At 59.4% G+C, this 21,935-nt stretch carries 21 protein-coding genes; 15 read left to right on the forward strand and 6 right to left on the reverse strand.

Features of this window, described 5'->3' with window-relative positions; genetic code table 11:
• Positions 1-12 precede the first annotated feature (12 nt).
• Positions 13-591 carry an LON peptidase substrate-binding domain-containing protein gene (locus ACWJ62_RS10930; protein WP_449286645.1) on the forward strand — a complete coding sequence of 193 codons (579 nt, stop codon included), beginning with the start codon at positions 13-15 and terminating at the stop codon, positions 589-591.
• Here the strand turns inward: ACWJ62_RS10930 and ACWJ62_RS10935 are convergent.
• The 3 genes from ACWJ62_RS10935 to ACWJ62_RS10945 are packed head-to-tail and all read right to left on the reverse strand — an operon-like array spanning position 588 to position 4,053.
• On the reverse strand, positions 588-2,045 hold the full coding sequence (locus tag ACWJ62_RS10935) for a bifunctional DedA family/phosphatase PAP2 family protein (RefSeq protein WP_449286226.1): 1,458 nt from the start codon (positions 2,043-2,045) through the stop codon (positions 588-590). The genes ACWJ62_RS10930 and ACWJ62_RS10935 overlap by 4 nt on opposite strands.
• Positions 2,042-3,040, reverse strand: a complete 999-nt coding sequence (locus ACWJ62_RS10940) for a GGDEF domain-containing protein (protein ID WP_449286227.1) — start codon at positions 3,038-3,040, stop codon at positions 2,042-2,044. The genes ACWJ62_RS10935 and ACWJ62_RS10940 overlap by 4 nt, the downstream gene beginning before the upstream one ends.
• Entirely contained in the window at positions 3,037-4,053 is a 1,017-nt protein-coding gene (locus ACWJ62_RS10945) for a GGDEF domain-containing protein (RefSeq protein ID WP_449286228.1), read from the reverse strand. The genes ACWJ62_RS10940 and ACWJ62_RS10945 overlap by 4 nt, the downstream gene beginning before the upstream one ends.
• A 173-nt stretch (positions 4,054-4,226) precedes the next feature.
• Between ACWJ62_RS10945 and ACWJ62_RS10950 the strand changes: the two genes are divergently transcribed.
• The 10 genes from ACWJ62_RS10950 (at position 4,227) to lipB (ending at position 13,259) form a co-directional block, all read left to right on the forward strand.
• Positions 4,227-5,483 (forward strand): glutamate-5-semialdehyde dehydrogenase, encoded by a 1,257-nt coding sequence (locus ACWJ62_RS10950; RefSeq protein WP_449286229.1) that lies wholly within the window; start codon positions 4,227-4,229, stop codon positions 5,481-5,483.
• 5 nt (positions 5,484-5,488) lie between these two features.
• Positions 5,489-6,139 carry a nicotinate-nucleotide adenylyltransferase gene (gene nadD, locus ACWJ62_RS10955; RefSeq protein ID WP_449286230.1) on the forward strand — a complete coding sequence of 217 codons (651 nt, stop codon included), beginning with the start codon at positions 5,489-5,491 and terminating at the stop codon, positions 6,137-6,139.
• 70 nt (positions 6,140-6,209) lie between these two features.
• Positions 6,210-6,560, forward strand: coding sequence for a ribosome silencing factor (rsfS, locus tag ACWJ62_RS10960; RefSeq protein ID WP_008176434.1), 351 nt, complete (start codon positions 6,210-6,212; stop codon positions 6,558-6,560).
• A 2-nt stretch (positions 6,561-6,562) separates the two neighbouring features.
• Positions 6,563-7,033 carry a 23S rRNA (pseudouridine(1915)-N(3))-methyltransferase RlmH gene (gene rlmH / locus ACWJ62_RS10965; RefSeq protein WP_008176432.1) on the forward strand — a complete coding sequence of 157 codons (471 nt, stop codon included), beginning with the start codon at positions 6,563-6,565 and terminating at the stop codon, positions 7,031-7,033.
• Between the two features lie 9 nt (positions 7,034-7,042).
• On the forward strand, positions 7,043-8,932 hold the full coding sequence (gene mrdA / locus ACWJ62_RS10970) for a penicillin-binding protein 2 (RefSeq protein ID WP_449286231.1): 1,890 nt from the start codon (positions 7,043-7,045) through the stop codon (positions 8,930-8,932).
• Positions 8,932-10,074: a rod shape-determining protein RodA gene (gene rodA / locus ACWJ62_RS10975; RefSeq protein WP_449286232.1), complete on the forward strand. Its 1,143-nt coding sequence runs from the start codon at positions 8,932-8,934 to the stop codon at positions 10,072-10,074. The genes mrdA and rodA overlap by 1 nt, the downstream gene beginning before the upstream one ends.
• A gap of 159 nt (positions 10,075-10,233) precedes the next feature.
• Positions 10,234-11,091, forward strand: a complete 858-nt coding sequence (locus tag ACWJ62_RS10980; protein WP_449286646.1) for a septal ring lytic transglycosylase RlpA family protein — start codon at positions 10,234-10,236, stop codon at positions 11,089-11,091.
• Between the two features lie 57 nt (positions 11,092-11,148).
• A complete protein-coding gene (locus ACWJ62_RS10985; RefSeq protein ID WP_449286233.1) occupies positions 11,149-12,315 on the forward strand; it encodes a D-alanyl-D-alanine carboxypeptidase family protein in 1,167 nt (388 codons plus the stop codon).
• 30 nt (positions 12,316-12,345) lie between these two features.
• Positions 12,346-12,615, forward strand: a complete 270-nt coding sequence (locus tag ACWJ62_RS10990; RefSeq protein ID WP_449286234.1) for an HP0495 family protein — start codon at positions 12,346-12,348, stop codon at positions 12,613-12,615.
• 5 nt (positions 12,616-12,620) lie between these two features.
• Positions 12,621-13,259, forward strand: coding sequence for a lipoyl(octanoyl) transferase LipB (gene lipB / locus ACWJ62_RS10995; protein WP_449286235.1), 639 nt, complete (start codon positions 12,621-12,623; stop codon positions 13,257-13,259).
• Between the two features lies 1 nt (position 13,260).
• Here the strand turns inward: lipB and ACWJ62_RS11000 are convergent, their stop codons facing one another.
• Positions 13,261-14,352 carry a GGDEF domain-containing protein gene (locus ACWJ62_RS11000; RefSeq protein ID WP_449286236.1) on the reverse strand — a complete coding sequence of 364 codons (1,092 nt, stop codon included), beginning with the start codon at positions 14,350-14,352 and terminating at the stop codon, positions 13,261-13,263.
• 252 nt (positions 14,353-14,604) lie between these two features.
• Between ACWJ62_RS11000 and ACWJ62_RS11005 the strand changes: the two genes are divergently transcribed.
• Entirely contained in the window at positions 14,605-16,050 is a 1,446-nt protein-coding gene (locus ACWJ62_RS11005; protein ID WP_449286237.1) for an ABC1 kinase family protein, read from the forward strand.
• Here ACWJ62_RS11005 and ACWJ62_RS11010 read toward each other — a convergent pair.
• Positions 15,990-16,433 (reverse strand): YqaA family protein, encoded by a 444-nt coding sequence (locus ACWJ62_RS11010; RefSeq protein ID WP_449286238.1) that lies wholly within the window; start codon positions 16,431-16,433, stop codon positions 15,990-15,992. The genes ACWJ62_RS11005 and ACWJ62_RS11010 overlap by 61 nt on opposite strands.
• A 60-nt stretch (positions 16,434-16,493) precedes the next feature.
• On the opposite strand from ACWJ62_RS11010, the gene ACWJ62_RS11015 reads away from it, so the two are divergent.
• Together ACWJ62_RS11015 and ACWJ62_RS11020 are read left to right on the forward strand one after the other, a co-directional pair.
• Positions 16,494-18,620 (forward strand): methyl-accepting chemotaxis protein, encoded by a 2,127-nt coding sequence (locus ACWJ62_RS11015; RefSeq protein ID WP_449286239.1) that lies wholly within the window; start codon positions 16,494-16,496, stop codon positions 18,618-18,620.
• Positions 18,621-18,740: 120 nt separating this feature from the next.
• Positions 18,741-18,995, forward strand: a complete 255-nt coding sequence (locus ACWJ62_RS11020; RefSeq protein ID WP_449286240.1) for a GrxA family glutaredoxin — start codon at positions 18,741-18,743, stop codon at positions 18,993-18,995.
• A gap of 88 nt (positions 18,996-19,083) precedes the next feature.
• Here ACWJ62_RS11020 and ACWJ62_RS11025 read toward each other — a convergent pair whose 3' ends face one another.
• Positions 19,084-20,346 carry a 6-phosphofructokinase gene (locus ACWJ62_RS11025; RefSeq protein ID WP_449286241.1) on the reverse strand — a complete coding sequence of 421 codons (1,263 nt, stop codon included), beginning with the start codon at positions 20,344-20,346 and terminating at the stop codon, positions 19,084-19,086.
• 155 nt (positions 20,347-20,501) lie between these two features.
• Here ACWJ62_RS11025 and mpl point away from each other — a divergent pair, with 155 nt between their 5' ends.
• Positions 20,502-21,896, forward strand: a complete 1,395-nt coding sequence (mpl, locus tag ACWJ62_RS11030) for a UDP-N-acetylmuramate:L-alanyl-gamma-D-glutamyl-meso-diaminopimelate ligase (protein WP_449286242.1) — start codon at positions 20,502-20,504, stop codon at positions 21,894-21,896.
• Positions 21,897-21,935: the final 39 nt, after the last annotated feature.

Consider the following 21,935-nt stretch of genomic DNA (forward strand, 5'->3'; position numbering starts at 1 on the left):
ACTGTTGCACTTATGAATGTACCTTTGTTCCCCCTGAATTCCATCGTCCTGCCCAGGGGGAGGATTCCCTTGCAGCTGTTCGAACCGCGCTACATCGACATGCTGACCCGTTGTCTCAAGGAGGATCGTGGGTTCGTTGTGGTGCTGTTGCAGGAAGGCGGAGAGGCCGGGCGCACCGCCGCCTTCTACGATATTGGCACCTACGTACGTATTATTGATTTTCAGCAGCTGGAAAACGGCCTTCTGGGGATTACCGTTGAGGGCGAATCCAAGGTCTCCGTGGTCCGCAGCTGGCAGCAGGAAGACGGCCTGAATGTGGGTGACGTCGAATGCCTGATTGAAGAGGCAGAGAGTGAGGTGCCGGAGCGTTTCAGCGAATTGCCCTCGGTTCTGAAGGCGCTGTTTCGTCATCCGGTCATCCGGGACCTGAACATGGACATCGACTATGGCGATGCCAGGGATGTTGGCTGGCGGCTCACCGAGCTTCTGCCACTGGACAAGCAGGAGAAGCAGAAGCTCGTAGAGTTGCAGGATCCTCTAGAGCGGCTCTCCCGGCTACAAGGGCTTCTGGAGGCCCTGGAAGAAGGCTAGGTGCCAGCCACCGGCCTGAAGTTCAGAACCGCCTGATCCCAGGACAGCAGGATGTAGGCTCCCGTGAAGATTAACCACACCACCGCTGCACCGACGATGGTTATATCCGGCGCCAGCGGAACCTTGTCATAGCGGCTGTAACTGGCTCGCACCGCACCGGTAACAGCCAGGGCAAGCAGCAGTCCTCCAATCACATCGGTAAACCAGTGCACCCCAAGATAGAGCCGGCTCAAAGCCACGGGCACCAGTGGAAGAGAGAGCAGCACATAGTATTGCCAACGTCTCCGGTGCCTGCTTTCGCCGGCGACAAAACTTGCCAACAGCGTCACCAGCAGGGTAATGCCCGCCGTGTGACCGCTGGGAAAAGCGCCGGAATTCGGCGGGCCCATGACTTCATCCGGCCGGGGTACGCCGAGCAGGGCCTTCAGGCCCCAGACCAGAACCACCGTCACTGCGATACCCGCCAGAACATGGATGGCTGCGGCGTAATAGCCCCGGAACAGCAGTGTCACACAGGCGAGCGCACCGGCGGTCAATAGCACCGGCGCGTCACCCAGCAGGGTAATGGCAATGAACGGACCGTCCAGCAGAGGTTGCCGGAGTTGCTCAAACCAGAGAAGGGTGGCCTGGTCGAACCCATCCAGCAGGTTGGTTGCGGTGGCCAATTGGCCCCATATAAGCAGTAGCGCGGAGGCACCCAGCGCGAGCATGAATGAGGCCAGCGGGAACTCGCCCTCCCGGGCCGGACGTTGATTGGTGTACAAGCGCCAGAAACGGTTTGTAGCTTCGTATTGCGCCATCCATTGCTTCAGCCAGCGGTAGAAACGGCTGTCCTCCCCGAGCCCCAGCTGAAACCGTAACAGCACGAAATAGACCACTGTCAGGGCCGCGAGGCTGATGCCGATGACCGCATAAAAATGCGCCGGAGGCCTGATTTCACTGGCCAGGGCACTGCCCACCAGAAACCCCGGGAAGATATAGACCGGCGCCCAGGCAATGGCGGAGCCGATGTTGAAGGCCAGAAAGCGTCGCCAGGACATCGTCAGGGCACCGGCCACGAGGGGGATGATCGGTCTGACCGGGCCGACGAAGCGGCCGATGATCACACTCTTGCCGCCGTGACGCCTAAAAAAGCGCTCCCCGGTCCCGATGATTTTCGGATAGCGACTCAGTGGCCAGGTGGTTGTCAGGCGACCTTGCAGCAGTCGCCCCAGGCCAAAACTTGCCGTGTCGCCGGCGATGGCTCCAAGCCCCGCCCAAAGCAGTGCTTCCAAAAGCGGCATGCCGGTCTCCCCCGCCAATACGGCCACGGCAAACAGGATGGCGACACCCGGGACAATAATGCCGGCTATAGCGAGGGACTCGATGAAGGCAGTCGTAAACAGGGCCGTTGCCAGCCAGCCGGGATGCAGGCTGAGCCATGCCGACAGGTCGTGCAGCCAGGCACTGCTCATGTTTCGATGGTTTCTCCAGGGCTGAACCAGACCGAATCCGTGCCGCGTCTGCGAGCTTCTTCCATGGCCTGGTGGGCCCGGTCCCTGAGTGTGTCGGTGCGGGTGTCGCCACTGCCGCGGGTGGTGCAGCCCAAGCTTACTGTGGCTTTGCCAACCACCGGCCAGTGGTGTTCGGCAATGGTCCGGCGAATCCGTTCGGCAATCACTCGCACGCCTTCTTCCGGGGTGAACGGCAGGATCAGGAAAAACTCCGAGTCTTTCAGTGTGTACAGGGTATCGCCGGCACGAATCACGCCGAAGAGGTGCTCGGTCATATCCCGGAACAGGCCCTGAACCTGGTCCCTGCCGTGCAGGTCGGCCACTTCGTCGGCGTAATCAATGCTCAGGTCGATGACGGACAGACAGTGCCCGGTGGCGATGGCACGGCTGATCTCTTTTTGAAGGGTTTCATCCAGGAAGCGGGCGTTGTGGGCGCCGGTCACCGGATCGGTAATGGCGAGGTCCTCTGCCGACTGGGCCATGTGGTCATAGTGCCAGATGTACAGGGCCGCAACCGCCAGGAGAATGAACAGGCCCCCCGTGATGGCAATGGCGTCAGCCGGTGCCTGTTCCAGGAAAAGGATGATCGACATGGGTACCAGTAGCAGAAGCGATAGCCCGACGCCCTGGCGCAGGGGCAGGATAAGCAGATTCAGCACCAGCAGGGGCATGGCCCAGTGGCTGATGCCCGGGGCATCCATGGTCAGGAGCGCTGCCAGCATGCCGCTGTTCAGGCCGGAAAGGATGACCAGGTGCCCGGGCGCCGACAGCTGGTGGCGGCGGCAAATGATCGTGTAAACGGCACCCGCGAGGGTCAGAACCGCCATCCCTGAGGCCAGGTAAAAGAGTTCGTAGAAGCCATAACGGAGGTTCTGCATCGCCAGGGTGAAAATGAACAGACAGGCGATGCCGTAGCCAAAGGCGTGTGTCCAGGTTCTCAGGCGGGTCTCTGTCATGCCACTGGCCCCTCGGCCCGAGGCTGGCTCGGTTGTGCCGGCTGCGACCATGAACTGTAGGCCTGGCTTCGGTTGCCTCCCTGTTGCTGGGCCCGGCGCAGGGCATTCGCGGCACTCTGCTGCAGACTGTTGGCATCGTCACCGATATTCAGCCCGGCGATCCCGGTGCTGACGGTCAGATTCATACCGTGGGATTCCAGAAGCGTTGCCAGGCCCTTGCGGATCGTCTCGGCGCGGGCGATGGCATCGCCGGTGGAAATGCCCGGCAGGATCACCAGAAACTGCAGATCCGCGACCCGGTAGTAGGTGTCGAAATCACGGATCTGTGAATGCAGGTAGCGACCAATGCGGGGAAGAATCGAGCGGATATCCTCATCCGGTTCGTCATCGCTAAGGTGGGTGTCCAGCCCGATCATGATAATCGACATATCGGTGCCCTCACGCTCACTGCGCTGAATTTCCTTATGCAGGTCGGCGGACAGATATTCCCGGCTGGCTGCCTGGGTCAGCTCGTCGGTACGGCGCAACGGAGCGAGTTGACGGGCCTTGTAGTCCCTCAGAAAGACCAGCAGCGCCGAAAGCAGCAGGGTCAGTAGAAAGGCACTGATCATCTGGTGGCGGTCGGCAAGGCCTACCGCCCATTGTGTCGCGATCATTGCCAATACAGCGATAATCAGTGTCACCACGGCTGCGGCGGCTGGCGGAACCAGGGCGAAAGCAGCCAGAGGGAGCGCGTAAAGCCAGTGGCTCAGTATCCATGGGCCGGTCCAGAAACTGGCCAGCAGTATCAGCAGAAGCACGACAAAGAAAGCCTGCTGGAATCTCGGCCAGGGCTGGTGGATCCGGTTGGGGTGGAACGTCTTACCGGCAATGACAATACCTGCCGCGGCAGCCGCGGCTGCGGCGACCATGGGTTCTCCCAGCACGGCGCAAAGGGTCGCAATGGCGATCAGGGCCACGAAGCCCGCTCGCGACAACTTGCTCAACAGGAATTTTTCGGCCATCTGGGCCATGGTGTCCTTCCTTTTCCCGAACTCCCTTGAAAAACCGTCCCCGGGGAACCTTTATAGGTCCGAGTATGGCATATCGCAGCGGTATAATATCTGTTTGGGATGCGTACTTGAAACGGGAAAGGTAAAGTTAGGCCCTGATTCCTGATTCCGCTTGAAAACAGAAAGGTATTTGAATGGATATTGCAGCGTACATGGCTGAGGTTGGGCAGCAGGCCCGTGCAGCGGCAACCGGAGTGGCACGTTCGACCACCGCCTTGCGAAATCAGGCGCTCCTGGCGACGGCAGAGGCCCTGGATGCAGCCCGGGAAGATCTGGCCCTCGCCAATGGCAAGGATCTGCAGAGGGGCCGTGAAAATGGCCTGGATGCGGCGATGCTTGACCGACTGGAGCTGACGCCCCAGCGAATCGATGCCATGATTGAGGGCCTGCGCCAGGTGGCTTCCCTGCCAGACCCGATTGGTGCCATTACCGACATGACCTACCGTCCCTCCGGTATTCAGGTGGGCAAGATGCGTGTTCCGCTGGGCGTCATCGGTATTATCTACGAGTCCCGTCCCAACGTGACAGTTGAGGCCGCGAGTCTCTGTCTCAAGTCGGGCAATGCGACCATTCTCCGGGGCGGCTCCGAGTCCATTCATTCCAACCAGGCCATTGCCCGCTGTCTTTCCGAGGGGCTCGCCAAAGCGGGTTTACCCGAGAATGCCGTGCAGGTGATCAAGACTACGGATCGCGCTGCGGTGGGTGAGTTGATCACCATGCCGGACTACGTCGATGTGATTGTACCCAGGGGCGGCAAGGGTCTGATCGAGCGTATCAGCCGTGACGCCCGGGTGCCTGTTATCAAACACCTCGATGGCGTCTGCCATGTCTACATCGATAGCCATGCTGATCCGGAAAAGGCGCTGAAGGTCGCGATCAACGCTAAAACCCACCGGTATGGGACCTGCAACACCATGGAAACCCTGCTGGTCGATGCCGAGATCGCCGAGGATATCCTGCCTCTGCTGGCCCAGGCTTTTGTTGAAAAAGGCGTGGAATTGCGTGGCTGCGAGCGAACACGGGCCATTGTCGAGGGCGTGGGCGAAGCTACCGAGGCAGACTGGGAAGCCGAATATCTGGCTCCGGTCCTGGCGGTGCGTGTGGTTGACGGTCTGGATGGCGCCATTGCTCATATCAACCGTTACAGCTCCCAGCATACCGACAGCATCATTACCGAGAACTACACCCGGGCACGCCGCTTCATCACCGAGGTGGATTCCAGTTCGGTGATGGTCAATGCCTCCACCCGCTTTGCCGATGGATTCGAGTATGGACTGGGGGCCGAAATCGGCATCTCCACTGACAAGATCCACGCCCGGGGTCCGGTGGGGCTGGAGGGCCTCACTTCCCAGAAATACGTGGTCTTCGGTGACGGGCACATCCGGACCTGATGCCCATGCATGTCATTTATGGAGGGACCTTTGATCCGGTGCATCATGGCCATCTGAGATTGGCGCTGGAAATCAGCGATCGTCTTGGCGTGGATTACGTCAGCCTGATGCCCTGTCATATCCCGCCGCACCGTGGGCAAACCGGGGCGTCTTCCAGTCAGCGCCTGGAGTTGTTGAGGCTGGCAGTGGCCGGTGAGCCCCAGTTGCGGATTGACGACCGGGAGCTGTCACGAGGCGGAGCTTCCTACACGGCCGATACCCTTCGCCAACTCCGGGCCGAGCTTGGCCCGGATGAACCCCTGGTGATGGTGGTTGGCACAGACGCGTTCGCGGGCTTCGATCGCTGGCGGGAATGGCGGCAGATTCCGGATCTGGCGCATGTGGTGGTGGTCCGTCGGCCGGGCCCGGCACTGGACCCATCCTCCGAACCGGCCCGATTGCTGGCAGAGCGCGGTGTGGAAAGCCCGGAGGCCCTGCATGACAGCCCCTGTGGCTGCGTTCTCGAGCTGGACCCGCCCTTGCTGGATGTTTCCGCGACCGGTATTCGGGAGCGTATCGGTGACGGCCGCTCGCCCCGCTATCTGTTGCCTGACTCGGTCTGGACAGAAATTCGCCGCCAGGGGCTCTATGGAGCATGCCCTGACGGGAACTTTTAGTGCTACAATCGCGTCTGAATATGACATTTCGGGCGGCCATACCGGCAAACGCCCGTCCAACAGGGTGATTATGCAGGCAGAGCAACTGAAAGATCTGGTAATTAATGCGCTTGAAGATGTGAAAGCACAGGACATCAGCGTGATCGATGTCCGTGACCGCACCAGTGTCACCGACTTCATGGTTCTGGCATCCGGAACGTCCAACCGACATGTAAAATCCCTGGCAGACTCCGTCGTGGTCGAAGCGAAGGAGAAGGGTGTGCGCGCGAGCAATGTTGAAGGTGCCGGCGTCAGCGACTGGATTCTTGTAGATCTGGGCGATGTGGTTGTACACGTTATGATGCCTGCCACAAGAGAATTTTACGATCTGGAGCGCTTCTGGCGTGATGCTCCGGATCTTGGTGTTGCGGGCAGCGAATAATCATGCGGTTACGCCTGATCTGTGTGGGGCAGAAAATGCCCGACTGGGTCAGTACCGGATTCGGAGATTACGCCCGCCGCATGCCGCCGGAGCTACCCGTGGAACTGGTTGAAATCCCCGTCGCCCACCGGGGAAAGAATCCCGATATCCCCAGGCTGATGCAGCGAGAAAGTGACGCCATTCTGGCGGCCACCGGTGCAAAAGACCGCGTCATCGCGCTCGAGGTTGGTGGTCGGCCCTGGTCGACTGAAAAGCTCGCGGCGCAGCTGGAGAACTGGCAACAGGATGGCCGGGACGTCAGCTTTCTGGTGGGCGGGCCGGATGGCCTCGCCGACGATTGCCGCAAACGGGCCGACCAGCAATGGTCGCTGTCGCCCCTGACCCTGCCTCATCCCCTGGTGCGTATTGTTCTGGCAGAGCAGCTCTATCGGGCCTGGTCGATCACCCGCAATCACCCGTATCACCGGGCCTAGGGGGACGTTATGCCATGGGGTGAATTCAAGGATACGGCAGCGGAACGTCGGCTCTTCCAGCGGCGGAGCCTGGTCATGCTGGTGCTTGTCATGCTCGCTATCAGCGGCCTGATTGCCCGGATGTACCAGCTTCAGGTCGTGGAGCATGAGATATACACCACGCTCTCAGACAAGAATCGCGTTCAGGTCCAGTCTGTGCCTCCTCCCCGGGGGCTGGTATACGACCGCAATAACACCCTGCTGGCGGAGAACCGCCCCGTTTTCAGTGTGACGCTTGTGCCCGAGCGGGTGCAGGGCATGGACGATACCCTGTCACAGCTTGACACGATTCTGGAAATCTCCGAGGAAGACCGCGAACGGTTCCAGCGTCGGCTCCAGGAGCCCCGCCGGCCCTTCCAGGAAATCCCCCTTCGCTATGACCTGAATGAGCAGGAGATGGCACGCCTCGCGGTGCATCGCCACGAGCTTCCGGGCGTCGAGGTCAAGGCTGAACTGGTACGGTATTACCCCCACAGTGAACTGACGGCCCATGCCCTGGGCTTTGTCGGGCGTATCAACCGGGATGAGTTGCAGAGGATCGATCCGGTCAACTACGCAGGCACCAACTACATCGGCAAGTCGGGCATTGAGCGCTTCTACGAGGAAATCCTCCACGGCCAGGTTGGTTACCAGCATGTTGAAACCAATGCCCGTGGCCGGACCCTTCGGGTCCTGGAGCGCGAGAACCCGGTTCCCGGGGAGGATCTGCAGCTGCACCTGGATCTCAGGCTGCAACAGCGTGCCCACGAGCTTCTTGATGGTCGTCGGGGCGCCATCATTGCCATAGAACCGGATACCGGCGGCATTCTCGCGTTGGCCAGTGTGCCGGGGTTTGACGCCAACAAATTTGTCACCGGTATCAGCGTCAATGATTATCGGGAATTAAGCGACAGCAAAGACAAGCCCCTGTTCAACCGTGCCTTGCGCGGTCAATACCCCCCGGGCTCAACGCTCAAACCCATGCTTGCGGTCGCCGCCCTCGACAGTGGCGCGACTACCCGGGATTACACCATCTGGGATCCGGGTCATTTCCGGCTGAATCAGGGTGGGCGGGTCTGGCGCGACTGGAAGCGGACGGGTCACGGCTGGGTCGATCTCAAAGACGCTGTAGCCGAATCCTGTGACGTCTACTTCTACGAGGCGGCGGTCGAGATGGGCGTGGATACCATGCACAGCTACCTGTCTCATTTTGGTTTCGGGGAAGACGCGACGCTTGATGTCTCCGGGGCCCTGAGCGGCTTGCTTCCCTCCAGAGACTGGAAAAGGGCCGTCCGCAATGAACCCTGGTATCCGGGAGATTCCGTTAACCTGGGTATCGGTCAGGGATTCATGCTGGCGACACCGTTGCAACTGGCGACGGCGACCGCCCTCATCGCCAACCGGGGCGAGTGGGTCGAGCCGAGGTTACTGAAAGATATCAAGGGGGATCGCCCGGTCGAGGAGTTCCTGCCCGCCGAAACCCACGAGCCGCTCAAGTTGAAGAACCCGGATGACTGGGAGTATGTGGTGGAAACCATGGTTGAAGTCATGCACGGAGCGAAGGGCACTGCCCGGGGCGCCGGCCGCGGTGCCTCCTACAAGATGGCAGGCAAGACAGGAACTGCCCAGGTCTTCAGTCTGGCCGAGGATGAAGAATACGATGCGGAAGAAATTCGCGAGCGGCTCCGGGATCATGCGCTTTTCGTAGGTTTTGCGCCGGTGGATAACCCGAAAATTGCCGTCGCCGTGATTGTCGAAAACGGCGGCAGTGGCAGTGGCACCGCGGCACCGGTTGCGCGGGCGCTGTTTGACTCCTGGTTGCTGGATTATGGGCAGGGGGATAGCGCATTGATCAGCGGTGTCGGCGAGGTGGCCGACTGATGGCATTCAAGGCGTTACTGGATTCAACCGCCAGCAATCCTCTCGGCCGGCACCGTAGCATCTGGACCGCGCTGCACCTGGATCCGATCCTGTTGCTGCTGTTGCTCCTGCTGGTTTCCGGCGGGCTGTTCGTGCTATTTAGCGGCGCCGACCGGAACCTGGAGGTCGTCAAGGCCCAGGGCATCCGGCTGGGCGTGGCGTTTGTCGTGATGCTGGTATTTGCCCAGCTCGATCCCTCGGTGTTTCGCCGTTGGGCACCATGGCTCTACGGCGCCGGTATTGTGGCCCTGATTGCAGTTCTGCTGGTGGGCGTTGGTGCCAAGGGTGCGCAACGGTGGCTGGCGATTCCGGGACTGCCGCGTTTCCAGCCATCGGAATTGATGAAGCTGGTGGTTCCCATGATGGCAGCCTGGTACCTGTCCAGGCATTTCCTGCCGCCCAGGTTCCGGCACGTGACTGTCGGGCTGGCGATCGTTCTGGTGCCCATGGTCATGATCATGCAGCAGCCGGACCTGGGGACCTCGCTGCTGGTCGGCATGGCCGGTATCTTCGTGGTGTTTTTTGCGGGTATCAGTTGGAAGCTGATCACGGCGTTCGTGGCCATGGTGTCCGTTTCGGCCCCGCTGATGTGGTTCTTCGTCATGAGGGAATATCAGAAACAGCGGGTGCTGACGCTTCTGGATCCTCAGAGTGATCCCCTCGGCGCCGGCTGGAACATCATCCAGTCCAAGACCGCCATCGGTTCCGGTGGCGTGGATGGCAAGGGCTGGCTTCAGGGAACCCAGTCGCATCTGGAGTTTCTGCCAGAGAGCCATACCGACTTCATAGTTGCAGTGCTGGCTGAAGAGTTCGGGTTCGTGGGTATGCTGATCCTGATGACGGTGTATTTCCTGATCATACTGCGGTGTCTGTATATTGCCGCGACGGCCCAGGATTCATTCAGCCGCCTTCTCGCGGGCGCGCTCACCATGACGTTCTTCATTTACATCTTCGTAAATGTCGGGATGGTAAGTGGACTTTTGCCCATCGTTGGTGTGCCATTGCCTCTGATCAGCTACGGTGGGACATCGGGGGTTACCCTGATGGCAGCGTTTGGTGTTTTGATGTCGATTCATACCCATCGTCGAATGATTGGCGCCTGATCAGGTCACTCAAACCATGGCCGCAGGGTAATGGTGATTCCGGCGGAGAACCCGTTACAATGAAGGCGGGACCACCGGGAACCTGGTAACGGTGGCCAGTGTAGTCAAGAGGAATTCCGGACAGTGAACTGCAAGCCCTCATTCTCCCTCCTGCTGGCGATGGTTGTGTCGCTGGTACTCGGCGGCTGCGCTTCGGCCCCGGAAACGGACCACTCGTCCCGCTATACCCTGGCAACCGACAGGGCCCCTTCGGGCAACTTCGACGTGTCCGGTCTTGAAGATGCTGTACCGGTTTACGAGGCTCCCAGGAGGGCGGGTAATAAATCGCCTTACCAGGTCTGGGGCAAGCAGTACTACCTGCTCGACAGTAACGACGGCTATGTCGCCCGGGGTACGGCGAGCTGGTACGGCGAGAAGTTTCATGGCCACAAGACCTCCAATGGCGAAACCTTTAATATGTATGCCATGTCCGCCGCGCACAAATCGCTGCGGATCCCCGGCTATGCACGGGTAACGAACCTTGATAACGGCCGCTCGGTGATTGTCCGTGTCAACGACCGGGGTCCCTTTCACAGCGACAGGATCATCGACCTGTCATATGCCGCTGCCAAGAAGCTGGGTTACCAGGCCAGGGGCACGGCCCGTGTGGAAGTGGCTGCTATCACCGTCAGGCCGGATGGCGCCATGTTCATTGCTGGCGAGCCTTATTCCCCCGGAGATCCGGCCGGATACGCTGAAAGCCGTGTAGAGGCAAGCGGTGACATGGCGATGACCAACCGGTCATTGTTTGTCCAGCTTGGGTCCTTCAGCAGCCGGGACCCGGCCGAAAAACTGCTCAGCCAGGTGAGGGCGGTGCTGGAGAACCCGATGCGCGTTCGGGCAGTGGATACCTCCGCGGGACGCTTCCATCGGGTTCAGGTGGGCCCCTTCAACGATGAAGACAGCGCCCGGCGCACCCAGAGTCTGCTGGAAGCCCGTGGTTTCGATCAGTCCATCCTGCTGACCGACACGCACTGAATAAACCGAACACGACATATATAGAAAAAATACACTTAACGACGAATGAATGGACCCATGGCCTTAAACTCTGCTTTTCGAACTCTCTCCGTTGTCCTTGTGCTGATGCTTGCCCTGACAGGCAAGGCAATGTCCCAGTCGGTGCTGATTCCGTCGCCGCCGCAGATTGCCGGCAGCTCCTACGTGTTGATGGATCCCAAGAGTGGACGGATCATCATGGAGGAGAACAGCCACGAGCGTTTGCCTCCGGCCAGTCTGACCAAAATGATGACGGCCTATATTGTCGAGCGTGAGCTTGATGAGGGCCGCATTGCCATGTCCGACATGGTTCCCGTCAGCGTCAATGCCTGGAAGACTGAAGGTTCGCGCACCTTCGTTCGGGAAGGCACCCAGGTGTCGGTTGAGGATCTGCTCAGGGGGGTCATCATTCAGTCGGGCAACGACGCCTCTGTTGCCCTGGCGGAATTCGTTGCGGGCAGTGAAGGAGCCTTCGTTGACATCATGAACCAGCAGGCCCAGCTGCTGGGAATGAAAGACAGCAATTTTGTGAACGCTACCGGCCTGCCCTCGCCGGAGCATTTTTCAACAGCGTATGACCTGGCGATGCTGGCCCGGGCGATCATCAATGATTACCCGGAGAACTATCCGCTCTACGCTGAAAAACATTTCACCTACAACAACATCCGCCAGCCGAACCGGAACAGTCTGCTCTGGCGCGATGACAGTGTCGACGGTCTGAAAACAGGCCACACCGAGGAGGCGGGGTATTGCCTCGTTGCCTCTGCCAAGCGCAACGACACCCGTTTTATTGCCGTGGTAATGGGCACCAACAGTTCAGAAGCACGTGCCCAGGAAATCCAGAAAATGCTGAACTACGGCTTCCGCTACTATGAGAGCGAGCGCCTGTTCCGGTCGGGCCAGGAGCTCATCGAAGCCCGTGTCTGGGGCGGTCAGGCTGATCAGCTGTCGGTTGGCATGACTGGTGATGTCTACGTAACCATCCCGCGGGGTTCCCGAAACGATCTCGAATCTACGGTCGACCTTGATTCTGTGATCAAGGCACCCATTAAGGTTGGGGACGAGCTGGGACGGGTCAAGGTGTCCTATAACGGCGAGGTACTGGTTGATCAGCCGGTGCTGGCCCTGACCGAGGTTCCTGAAGGTGGCTTTTTCAAGCGCATCTGGGACGCCATCAAGCTCTTTTTCGTTCAGTTATTTCAGTAAGGCGATGTTGATCCCGGGGAGTAAAGCGGCATGAGTCAGCCGAAAGCACCAAAAATTGAGTTTCCTTGCGACTATGTGATCAAGGTGATTGGCAACGCGGCCCCGGATTTCACCGAGTTCGTGGTCGAGGTTGTGGAGCAGCATGCCCCCGGAATCAGCGAGACCGACATCACGGTTAACGATAGCAGCAAAGGCCGTTTTTCCTCGATTCAGCTGAAGATTGTGGCCACGGGTGAGGCGCAACTGAAGGCCCTGTTCGAGGATCTCAAGGCCAGTGGCCGCGTACACATGGTGCTCTGAGGCCGATGCCTGACCTGATTGTCCGATCCCTGGGTGAGCAGCCCTATCTGGAAACCTGGGAGGCCATGAAGTCCTTTACCGCCGACCGCGACGACAGTGTGGCGGATGAGCTCTGGTGTTTGCAGCATCCGCGGGTTTACACCCAGGGCCAGGCGGGTAAGGCAGAACATATTCTCGCCCCGGGCGACATCCCCGTGATCCCGGTGGACCGAGGCGGGCAGGTGACCTACCACGGACCCGGTCAGCTTGTGATTTACCTGATGATCAACCTGACTCGCAAAAAACTCGGTGTACGTTCTCTGGTAGACGAGATAGAACAGGCCATCGTCCGTACGCTTGCAGGATTGGGCGTTGAAGCAGCTCCAAGACCGGACGCTCCGGGCGTTTACGTGGGCGATGCCAAGATTGCCTCACTCGGCTTGAGGGTTCGCCGGGGTTGTTCCTTCCATGGCCTGGCGCTGAATGTGGATATGGACATGGAGCCTTTTCAGCGCATAAACCCGTGCGGCTATGCCGGAATGGCCATGTGTCAGGTGCGCGACTTTGTTCCCGGTGTGACCCTGGCGGACATGCAGCAGCGGTTGTCGCAGCAGCTTGTCAGTGGCCTGGCCCACCACGATGTCGATTTCCGCGAAGGCTGGTAGTTCAGGCCGCGGCTTCATTCTCGTAACCGCATGCGCGGTTACGTCCCTCGGATTTCGCCCGATACAGGGCTTCGTCTGACCGCTGCAGCAGGCGATCAACGGATTCCGAGCCACGGATCGACGCCACCCCCACACTGATGGTGGCCTGAATCAGGCCCTGCTCCGTGCTCACGGATTTGGCGGCAAAGGCTTCCCGGATCCGGTTGGCAGATGCCAGGGCCTCCCCGGTATTGGTTTCGGGCAGCAGAACCAGGTATTCCTCACCGCCCCATCGGGCCAGCGTATCAACTTTGCGGCATTGTTCCCGAAGGGTCCTGGCCACCAGAATGATCAGCTCGTCACCCACATGATGCCCGTAGTTATCGTTAACGCTCTTGAACAGGTCAATGTCCATCAGCAACACCGAAAAGGGACGGGCGTTGCGAAGATAGCGCTGGTACTCGATGTCGAGTTGCTCAAGCGCTTCGCGGCGATTGGCCAGGCCGGTCAGGGCATCGTGCTTGGCGGCATACTCGAACTCCGCGGCCAGCTTAAGCAACCCCAGCTTGCTGCGTCGACGGCTCTGGTCAAGGATGTAACAGGTGACCATTTCAAAACCCAGCACCGCTATCATGGTAATTCTGAAACTTGTGCTGTGCGGCGGCTCAAACAGGAAATCCCCCAGTGGGCTGAACAGGAAGATGACGGCGGCGAACCCGCCACAGCAGGCAAGCACTCCAACCCGGGATTCACTGATGTAGAAAATGATGGGCGGGTAGGCAAACAACCAGATAATGGCGGAGCCGTCTTCTACCGCGTGGATAGCCAGGTAGGTGAACAGCACCGTAATCAGGGTTATGAAGCCGCGACGCTGCAGGGTCTTGTTTCCGAAAAGCAGGTAGCTCACAGAGTTGACGGCAAGAAGAACGGCGAAGCCAACCAGTAGTGGCGGCGTGATCGGGTCGCTCTGCAGGCTCGAGCGCCAGGCAAAGAAACAGAGCAGGGGCACGGCAACAGCGGTCAGCCAGTTGATCAGGATCGGGACAGGAATCTCGCCCTTGACCCGGAACTGCGACAGCTCTGTATCCGGCGTTTTTCTTGCGGATTGCGGCATTTTGAGATCTTGTTCTTGTGATAGTCGTTGTTGGACCTTACGTATCTAGAAATAGTAGACAGGTTCCCCGGCGGAAACTGTGTCGAAACGTAAACGATCCGGTTATGCAGATGTAAACCGGCAACGGTGCTGGCGCATTGGCTCCGTGGCCGCGTCAAGCCGGTCGACTCGGTTAGGTCAGCTCCCCTGACTATCCGTATAATGGTATAAGCCGCCAAACGTGGTGAAATTCTCTGATCCGAACAGGTCACTATGTCTTCCAGACGTTCAGGAAATTCGGTTTCCCGCATCAAGACAGGCAGTTTCGAGCGCAGGCTGAGTCTGACCCGTGCCGGGTTGTTTGCTGGTACCCGCATGGCCTCACACATGGCAACCAATTGGTTCAGCAGTCGGGAAAACCGGGAGAAGCGTCACCGCGCCATGCTTTCGAGCCAGGCGCGGTTCCTGGTGGACGAGCTGGGCCAGCTGAAGGGCAGCGTGGTCAAGATTGGCCAGGTTATGGCTCTGTACGGCGAGCATTTTCTGCCCGAGGAAGTCACCGAAGCGCTCCACACTCTGGAAGATCAGACCACCTCTCTGGAATGGCCGGCTATCGAGCGTGTGCTGAAAGACGAGCTGGGCGCGGAGCGTCTGGCGCAACTGGATGTAGAGCCCGAACCGATTGGCGCTGCGTCGCTGGGGCAGGTGCACCGGGCCTGGCGCCGCAGTGACGGACTGGAGCTGGTGCTGAAGGTGCAATACCCGGGCGTTGCCGACGCCGTAGACAGCGACCTGAATGCTGTCGCCCAGTTGCTGCGAGTGGCGAGGCTGGTCAGTTTCGGCCCCGAGTTCAATGACTGGCTGGAGGAAGTCCGGCAGATGATGCATCGCGAGGTGGACTATCGCCTTGAGGCGAAGACCACCGAGAAATTTCGCAACATGCTGGCATCGGATCCGAGGTTCATTGTGCCCAGGGTCTTGCCCGAGTTTTCAACCGAGCACGTTATTTGTTCAACCTACGAACACGGGCATTCGGTCAGTTCCCAGTCGGTCAGGGACCTTCCGCTGGATCGGCGGAGTGCCCTGGGCAAGGCAGCCCTGGAGCTGTTTTTCCGGGAGTTGTTCATCTGGGGCGAAATACAGACCGATCCCAATTTCGGCAACTACCGCATCCGGATTGCCGGGGAGGAAGGGGATGACCCGGGGTACGACCGTATCGTCCTCCTCGATTTCGGCGCCGTGCAGTCCTACTCGGATGACTTTCTCAAACCGGTTATCCAGATGATCAGGGCATCCTACGAGAATGATCTCGCTGCAGTGATCGATGGTGGCGTGAAGCTGCGTTTCATGAGCACCGAGTGGCCGGAAGAGGTATTGGAGAAGTTTGGCCAGGTCTGCATGTCGGTGCTTGAGCCGCTCTCCAGCGACAAGGAATCCTGGCCAGACTATGCAGTGAACAGCCATGGCCAGTATCGTTGGAAACAGAGCGAACTGCCGTCCCGTGTGGCACGTCAGGCGGCCCGGTCGGCGATCAGTCGTTATTTCCGGGTGCCTCCGAAGGAGTTCGTGTTCCTCAACCGTAAACTGATCGGGGTCTACACCTTTGTTGCGGTCCTGAATTCCGAATTTAACGGCGAGCCGCTGCTTCGGAAATACCTCTACGGTGAAGGTGACGATGCACCGGACGCCTCCGCGACGAGCCAGAGCACGAAGGCATAGCGGGCCCCCTTACCAATCCCTACCAGTACCACAAAATTGAGCCACGGCACGCGCATGATCCCTCCAACCAGGGTCAGCGCGTCGCCGCCCAGAGGCAGCCAGCCCATCAGCAGTGACCACTGGCCATACCGGTTAAAGCGGTTCCTCGCCTTGTGCAGTTGCATTTCGCTGATCGGAAACCAGCGTTTATGCTTAAAGCGATCTACCTGCCGGCCGATAACTCCATTAACGACCGAGCCCAGCGTATTCCCCAGTGTTGCCCAGAACCAGAGCCACCACCAGGAGTAACCCTGTGTTATCAGCGTGCCGAGCAGAACTTCCGAGTAAGCGGGCAGCAGCGTGGCAGCGGCAAACGCGGTCAGAAATAGCGTCAGGTAGGCCACCGGCCCCTCCGTGCTTTAAAATAGAATGAACCACCAAATCCCCGCAGGTCCGACTTCACCATGAAACAGTTATCGCTCCGCTTCAAGCTCTACGCCCTCGTTGTGTCCCTGCTTCTGATAATGGGCATCAGCATTGTGGTGACTGCCCAGCTGTCTCTCGGAGATATGGAGAAGCGGTTGACCGGCGAGACCCGGGATACGGTGCAGGGTATTGTGATGGATCAGCTCGGCGCAACCGCCGGCAAGTATGGCGAGCTGGTCAGTGGTCAGTTTGCAACCGCCTTTCGGACCCCGGAAGTCGTACGCAATGTCATTACCCGCAATATTCAGTCCGACAGTTCCGGGCGAATCAGCAGGACGGCCTTGCAGGAAACTGTTGGCGCCGTGCTTGAGGAGCAGAAAAGTCTGAGTTCGATATACGCCCAGTTCGAGCCTGATGGCTACGATGGGCAGGATCGCTATTTCACCGGTGGTGTTGAAGAACACAGCAGCGACGAGGGTACCCTGGAGATCTATTACTACCGGGATCCGGACGGCAAGGTCCAGTTCAGCCGCACCGAAGACCCGGCCACGAAGTATCTGGACAGCCTGAACGAATTCGGTATTCGGGAAGCCGAGTGGTATCTGTGCTCGCGGGACACCAAGGCACCCTGCATCATGGAGCCCTATGATTACGAAATCAGTGAGGGCTATTCCGAGCTGATGACCAGCCTGGTGGTTCCGATTCTGGATGACGGAGCATTCGCCGGTGTGGTGGGCGTCGATATCAATCTCTCGACACTGCAAACAACCATTGCTGGTGTCAGCCAGGAGTTATTTAACGGCAAGTCCCGGGTTACGCTGATCAGTCAGCAGGGGCTTATCGCGGCCTCAAGTCATTACGAGGAGCACCTTGGCCGACCCCTGCCGGAAGCCGTGCCCGATCATGGCGATACCTTCGCAGGACTGCACAAGGGGGAGGGCACCTTTGATGACGGCGAGACCCTGGCCGTGGCCTACCCCGTCGAAATCCGCCTGCCGGATGCCGAGTGGTCGTTGTTGATTGAACTGCCAAGAGATGCCGCGCTTGCCAGCGTTTCTGAAATCACGGACCTGCTGGCAGACGAAGTGGCCGCGACCGCGACTCGCCAGACTCTGGTAGGCATCGGTGTCGTGGTTCTGGCTGTTGTCGCCCTCGTTCTCCTGGTGCGCTCCGTGACCCGCCCGCTGGATGAGATCCGGGATCGCATGAAGAACCTGGCCAGTGCGGAAGGGGATCTTACCCGTGAGCTGGAAATCGACACCCATGCCGAACTGATCGAGCTGGCTGGCGGATTCAATGCCTTTCTGGCCCGGTTGAGAGAAATGATCAACGACCTGAAGGATGTGAACGCCAAGGTCCGCGAGCAGGCCAGGGATGTCGGCAGCATCGCGGTTGAGACCGATGAGCAGACCGGTAGGCAACATCAGGACATCGACAGTGTGGTGACCGCCATGAACGAAATGTCTGCCGCTGCCGGTGAGGTGGCCGGATTTGCCGGCGAGGCGGCGGACAACGCCCGGATGGCCCAGGACGGCATCCGGTTTACCCAGGATACCCTGTCATCGGCGGTGAAGGGCGTGAGCGCGGTCGCCAATGATATGGGCGAGGCCAGTACGGCGATCGGTCAGGTGGCCAGTCGCAGTGAGGAGATCAACCGGATTCTGGATGTCATTCGTGGCATCGCAGAACAGACCAATCTTCTCGCCCTCAACGCTGCTATCGAGGCCGCCAGGGCCGGCGAACAGGGGCGCGGGTTTGCCGTGGTTGCCGATGAGGTCCGCACGCTGGCCTCCCGCACGCGGGAATCCACCGATGAAATCAGTACCATGATCGACGGGCTCAAAGAGGATGTTAATGGCGCGGTTTCGGTGATCCAGAGTGGCGTTGATCGCGCCACCTCAGCGGTCGATGGCACCCAGGAGGCGGCCCATTCCCTTGCCACGGTTGTCGACAGGATCGGTACCATTGTCGAACACGTGACCCAGGTGGCGACCGCAGCGGAAGAGCAAAGCTCGGTAAGCGAGGAAATCAATCGCAACCTCACTCACATCGGTGATGCCGCCAACGATCTCCGGGAGCTTGCTGGTCGGGTAAAAGGCAGTGGTCAGGCCCTGGACAATGAAGTGCAGGTTCTGGAGCGGGAGCTCAGCCGCCTCAGGACATGATGAGCGGCCGCTATGGTGGCGATTCAAAGCATCAATTTTAAATTACCGGGTGCCGTGCCATCATTCATTGATAGGTTTTCAGTTCCGAAACATACAGCCAGAGACTTTGGGGAGGTGTTTATGGAGCAGGTCACAATTTATGGCCGCTCGAGTTGTGGGTTCTGTGTTCAGGCAAAGCGCCTGTGTGAGGCCAGAAACATTCCCTACGTATGGGTCGATATGATCGAGAAGGGCATGAGCAAACAGGATATTGCGGACAAGATTGGTCGGCCAGTGTATACCGTGCCTCAGATTCTGGTGGGGAACCAATACGTGGGTGGGTTCGATCAGTTCTACGCCTACATGCGCGACCAGCAATCGGAGATGGCCCGCTAACAATTTGCGGTAGTGTCTGAACAATGAAAAAAGCCTGACAGAGTTAGTCTGTCAGGCTTTTTTGCTTCCCGATGCGCTGTTTGCTCGGTTACAGCTGGAAGTCGGTCTTCAGCTTCTTCTCGGTCAGCGTGTTCTGGAGTTTGGCAACACGCGGCAGGCCATTATCGAATGGCGGGAAACTCTCACCGGCAATCAGAGGTTCCAGGTAGTCCCTGCAGTCCTGGGTGATACCAAAGCCATCGTCGGTGATGAAGTGAATCGGCATCTTCTTTTCCTGGTTTGCCACTTCGCTCAGCGGGGCCTCACCGATCTTCCAGACGTAAGGTTTGCCCTGTTCGCGGACGATGGTGGGCATCAGTGCCTGCTTGCCTTCGAGCGCCATTTCCACGGCGGCCTTGCCAACCGCATAGGCCTGCTCCACATCGGTGGCGGAGGCAATGTGGCGGGCGCTGCGCTGAAGGTAGTCGGCAACGGCCCAGTGGTATTTGTGGCCCAGAGCCTGCTTGACCATATTGGCCAGGGCCGGTGCAACACCACCCAGCTGGGTGTGGCCAAACGCGTCCTTGGCACCAGCGTCCGCCAGGAAGCGACCATCTTCGTACTGGGCACCTTCGGAGGCCACGACAACACAGTAGCCATACTCCTTCACGCAATGATCCACGCGCGCAAGGAAGGCGTCCCGATTAAAAGGGATTTCCGGGAACAGGATAACGTGGGGCGGTTCGCCCTCGCCCTGTCCGGCCAGGCCACCGGAGGCGGCAATCCAGCCGGCATGGCGCCCCATCACTTCGAGGATGAACACCTTGGTCGACGTTTCGCACATGGATTTGATGTCCAGGCTGGCTTCCAGGGTGGATGTGGCAATGTATTTGGCAACGGAACCGAAGCCGGGGCAGCAGTCGGTAAACGGCAGATCGTTATCCACAGTCTTGGGCACGCCGATGCAGGTAATGGGGTAGCCCATCTTGTCGGCGATCTGGGAGACCTTGTAGGCAGTGTCCTGTGAGTCACCGCCGCCGTTATAGAAGAAGTAGCCAATGTCGTGGGCCCGGAACACTTCGATCAGGCGTTCGTATTCGCGGCGGTTCTCGGAAATGTTCTTGAGCTTGTGACGGCAGGAGCCGAAGGCGCCGCCCGGGGTGTGAATAAGTGCCTGGATGGCGTCGTCGCTCTCGAGGCTGGTATCAATCAGTTCTTCCTTCAGCGCACCGATAATGCCGTTGCGTCCGGCAAACACCTTGCCGATTTTGTCCGGATGCTTGCGGGCGGTCTGGATAACGCCACAGGCACTGGCATTGATGACGGCGGTGACACCGCCGGACTGAGCGTAGAATGCATTCTTGATGGCCATCTCGGGCTGGAGCCTCCTGCTGGTTCGACAATGGCGCAGATGATACGCCAATCGCCGGCAATTTTCATGAGCAGGATTGCGGATAGCGTGGCTCTTGACGGGGTGGGGCGGATACGGGAGGCTTGTCGGGTTTCAACTCAGAGGGCAGTTGCCGAATGCACATTCATATCCTCGGAATCTGTGGCACTTTCATGGGCAGCCTGGCCGTTCTGGCCCGGGAACTCGGCCATACGGTGACAGGCTCCGATCAGGGTGTTTATCCACCCATGAGCACCCAACTGGAGGCTCAGGGTATCAGTCTGATGGAAGGGTATAGCCCGGATCACCTGGAGCCGAAACCCGACCTGGTGCTCATCGGTAACGCCATGTCCCGCGGCAATCCGGAAGTGGAAGCGGTGCTTAACCGCAATATCGACTACATGTCCGGGCCCGAGTGGCTGAGCCGCGAGGTGCTCAGGCACCGTTGGGTGATGGCGGTGGCCGGTACCCACGGCAAGACCACAACCACGTCCATGCTGCTCTGGATCCTGGATCAGGCCGGGTTTGAGCCGGGTTACCTGGTTGGCGGTGTTCCCCGGGACTTTCCCGTGTCGGCGCGTCTGGGCAACAGCGACTTTTTTGTGATCGAGGCGGACGAGTACGACAGCGCCTTTTTCGACAAGCGCTCCAAGTTCGTTCATTACCGCCCCCACACCCTGATCCTGAACAATCTGGAATTTGATCACGCGGATATTTTCGAAAACGTTGAGGCCATTGAGCGACAGTTTCATCATCTGGTCCGGACCGTCCCTTCCCAGGGCCTGATTATCCGTCCGGCGGTGGACGGCCACCTGGACAATGCCCTGGCGCTGGGCTGTTGGAGCCCGGTTCAGGACACCGCCATTGGCAGCGAGACCCCGCGCATGTCGGACTGGCGGGCCGAGTTGCTATCGGAGGACGGCAGCCGGTTTCTGGTGATTCACCACGAACAGCCGGTGGCAACGCTGAAGTGGGATCAGACCGGTCTGCACAATGTCCGCAATGCCCTGTCTGCCATTGCTGCCGCCCGTCACGTGGGCGTCACCCCTGACCATGCGGTGGCGGCCCTGTGCAGGTTCTCCGGCGTCAAACGGCGGATGGAGTTGCTGGCGGACATAGACGGGGTGCGCGTATACGACGACTTTGCCCACCATCCGACCGCCATTGCCACGACACTTGAGGGCTTGCGCAACCAGGTGGGTGAGGAACCCATCCTGGCATTGATCGAGCCGCGCTCGAACACCATGAAGCAGGGCGTCCACCAGCAGACACTGCTGCCCAGCGCGGAAATCGCGGACCGGGTTCTGTGGGCGAATCTGAACAATATGGAGTGGCTGCCGGAACTGATTGCCGGTTGGCAGGCGCTGAATGCCGGTTCCGATCGGCACCGGGTGGAGGCCTCGGTGGAGGACATGCTGGCGCGCACCCTGGAAGATCTTCCCAGCCCCTGCCACATTGTGATCATGAGCAACGGCGGCTTTGGTGGTATTCACGGTAAACTTATTGCCGAGCTTGAGCGTATCCGTGGCTGATCCGGCGCAACCGGCGACTCCCCCTGACTGACAAGTGGC

Source organism: Marinobacter sp. PE14 (assembly GCF_053566155.1).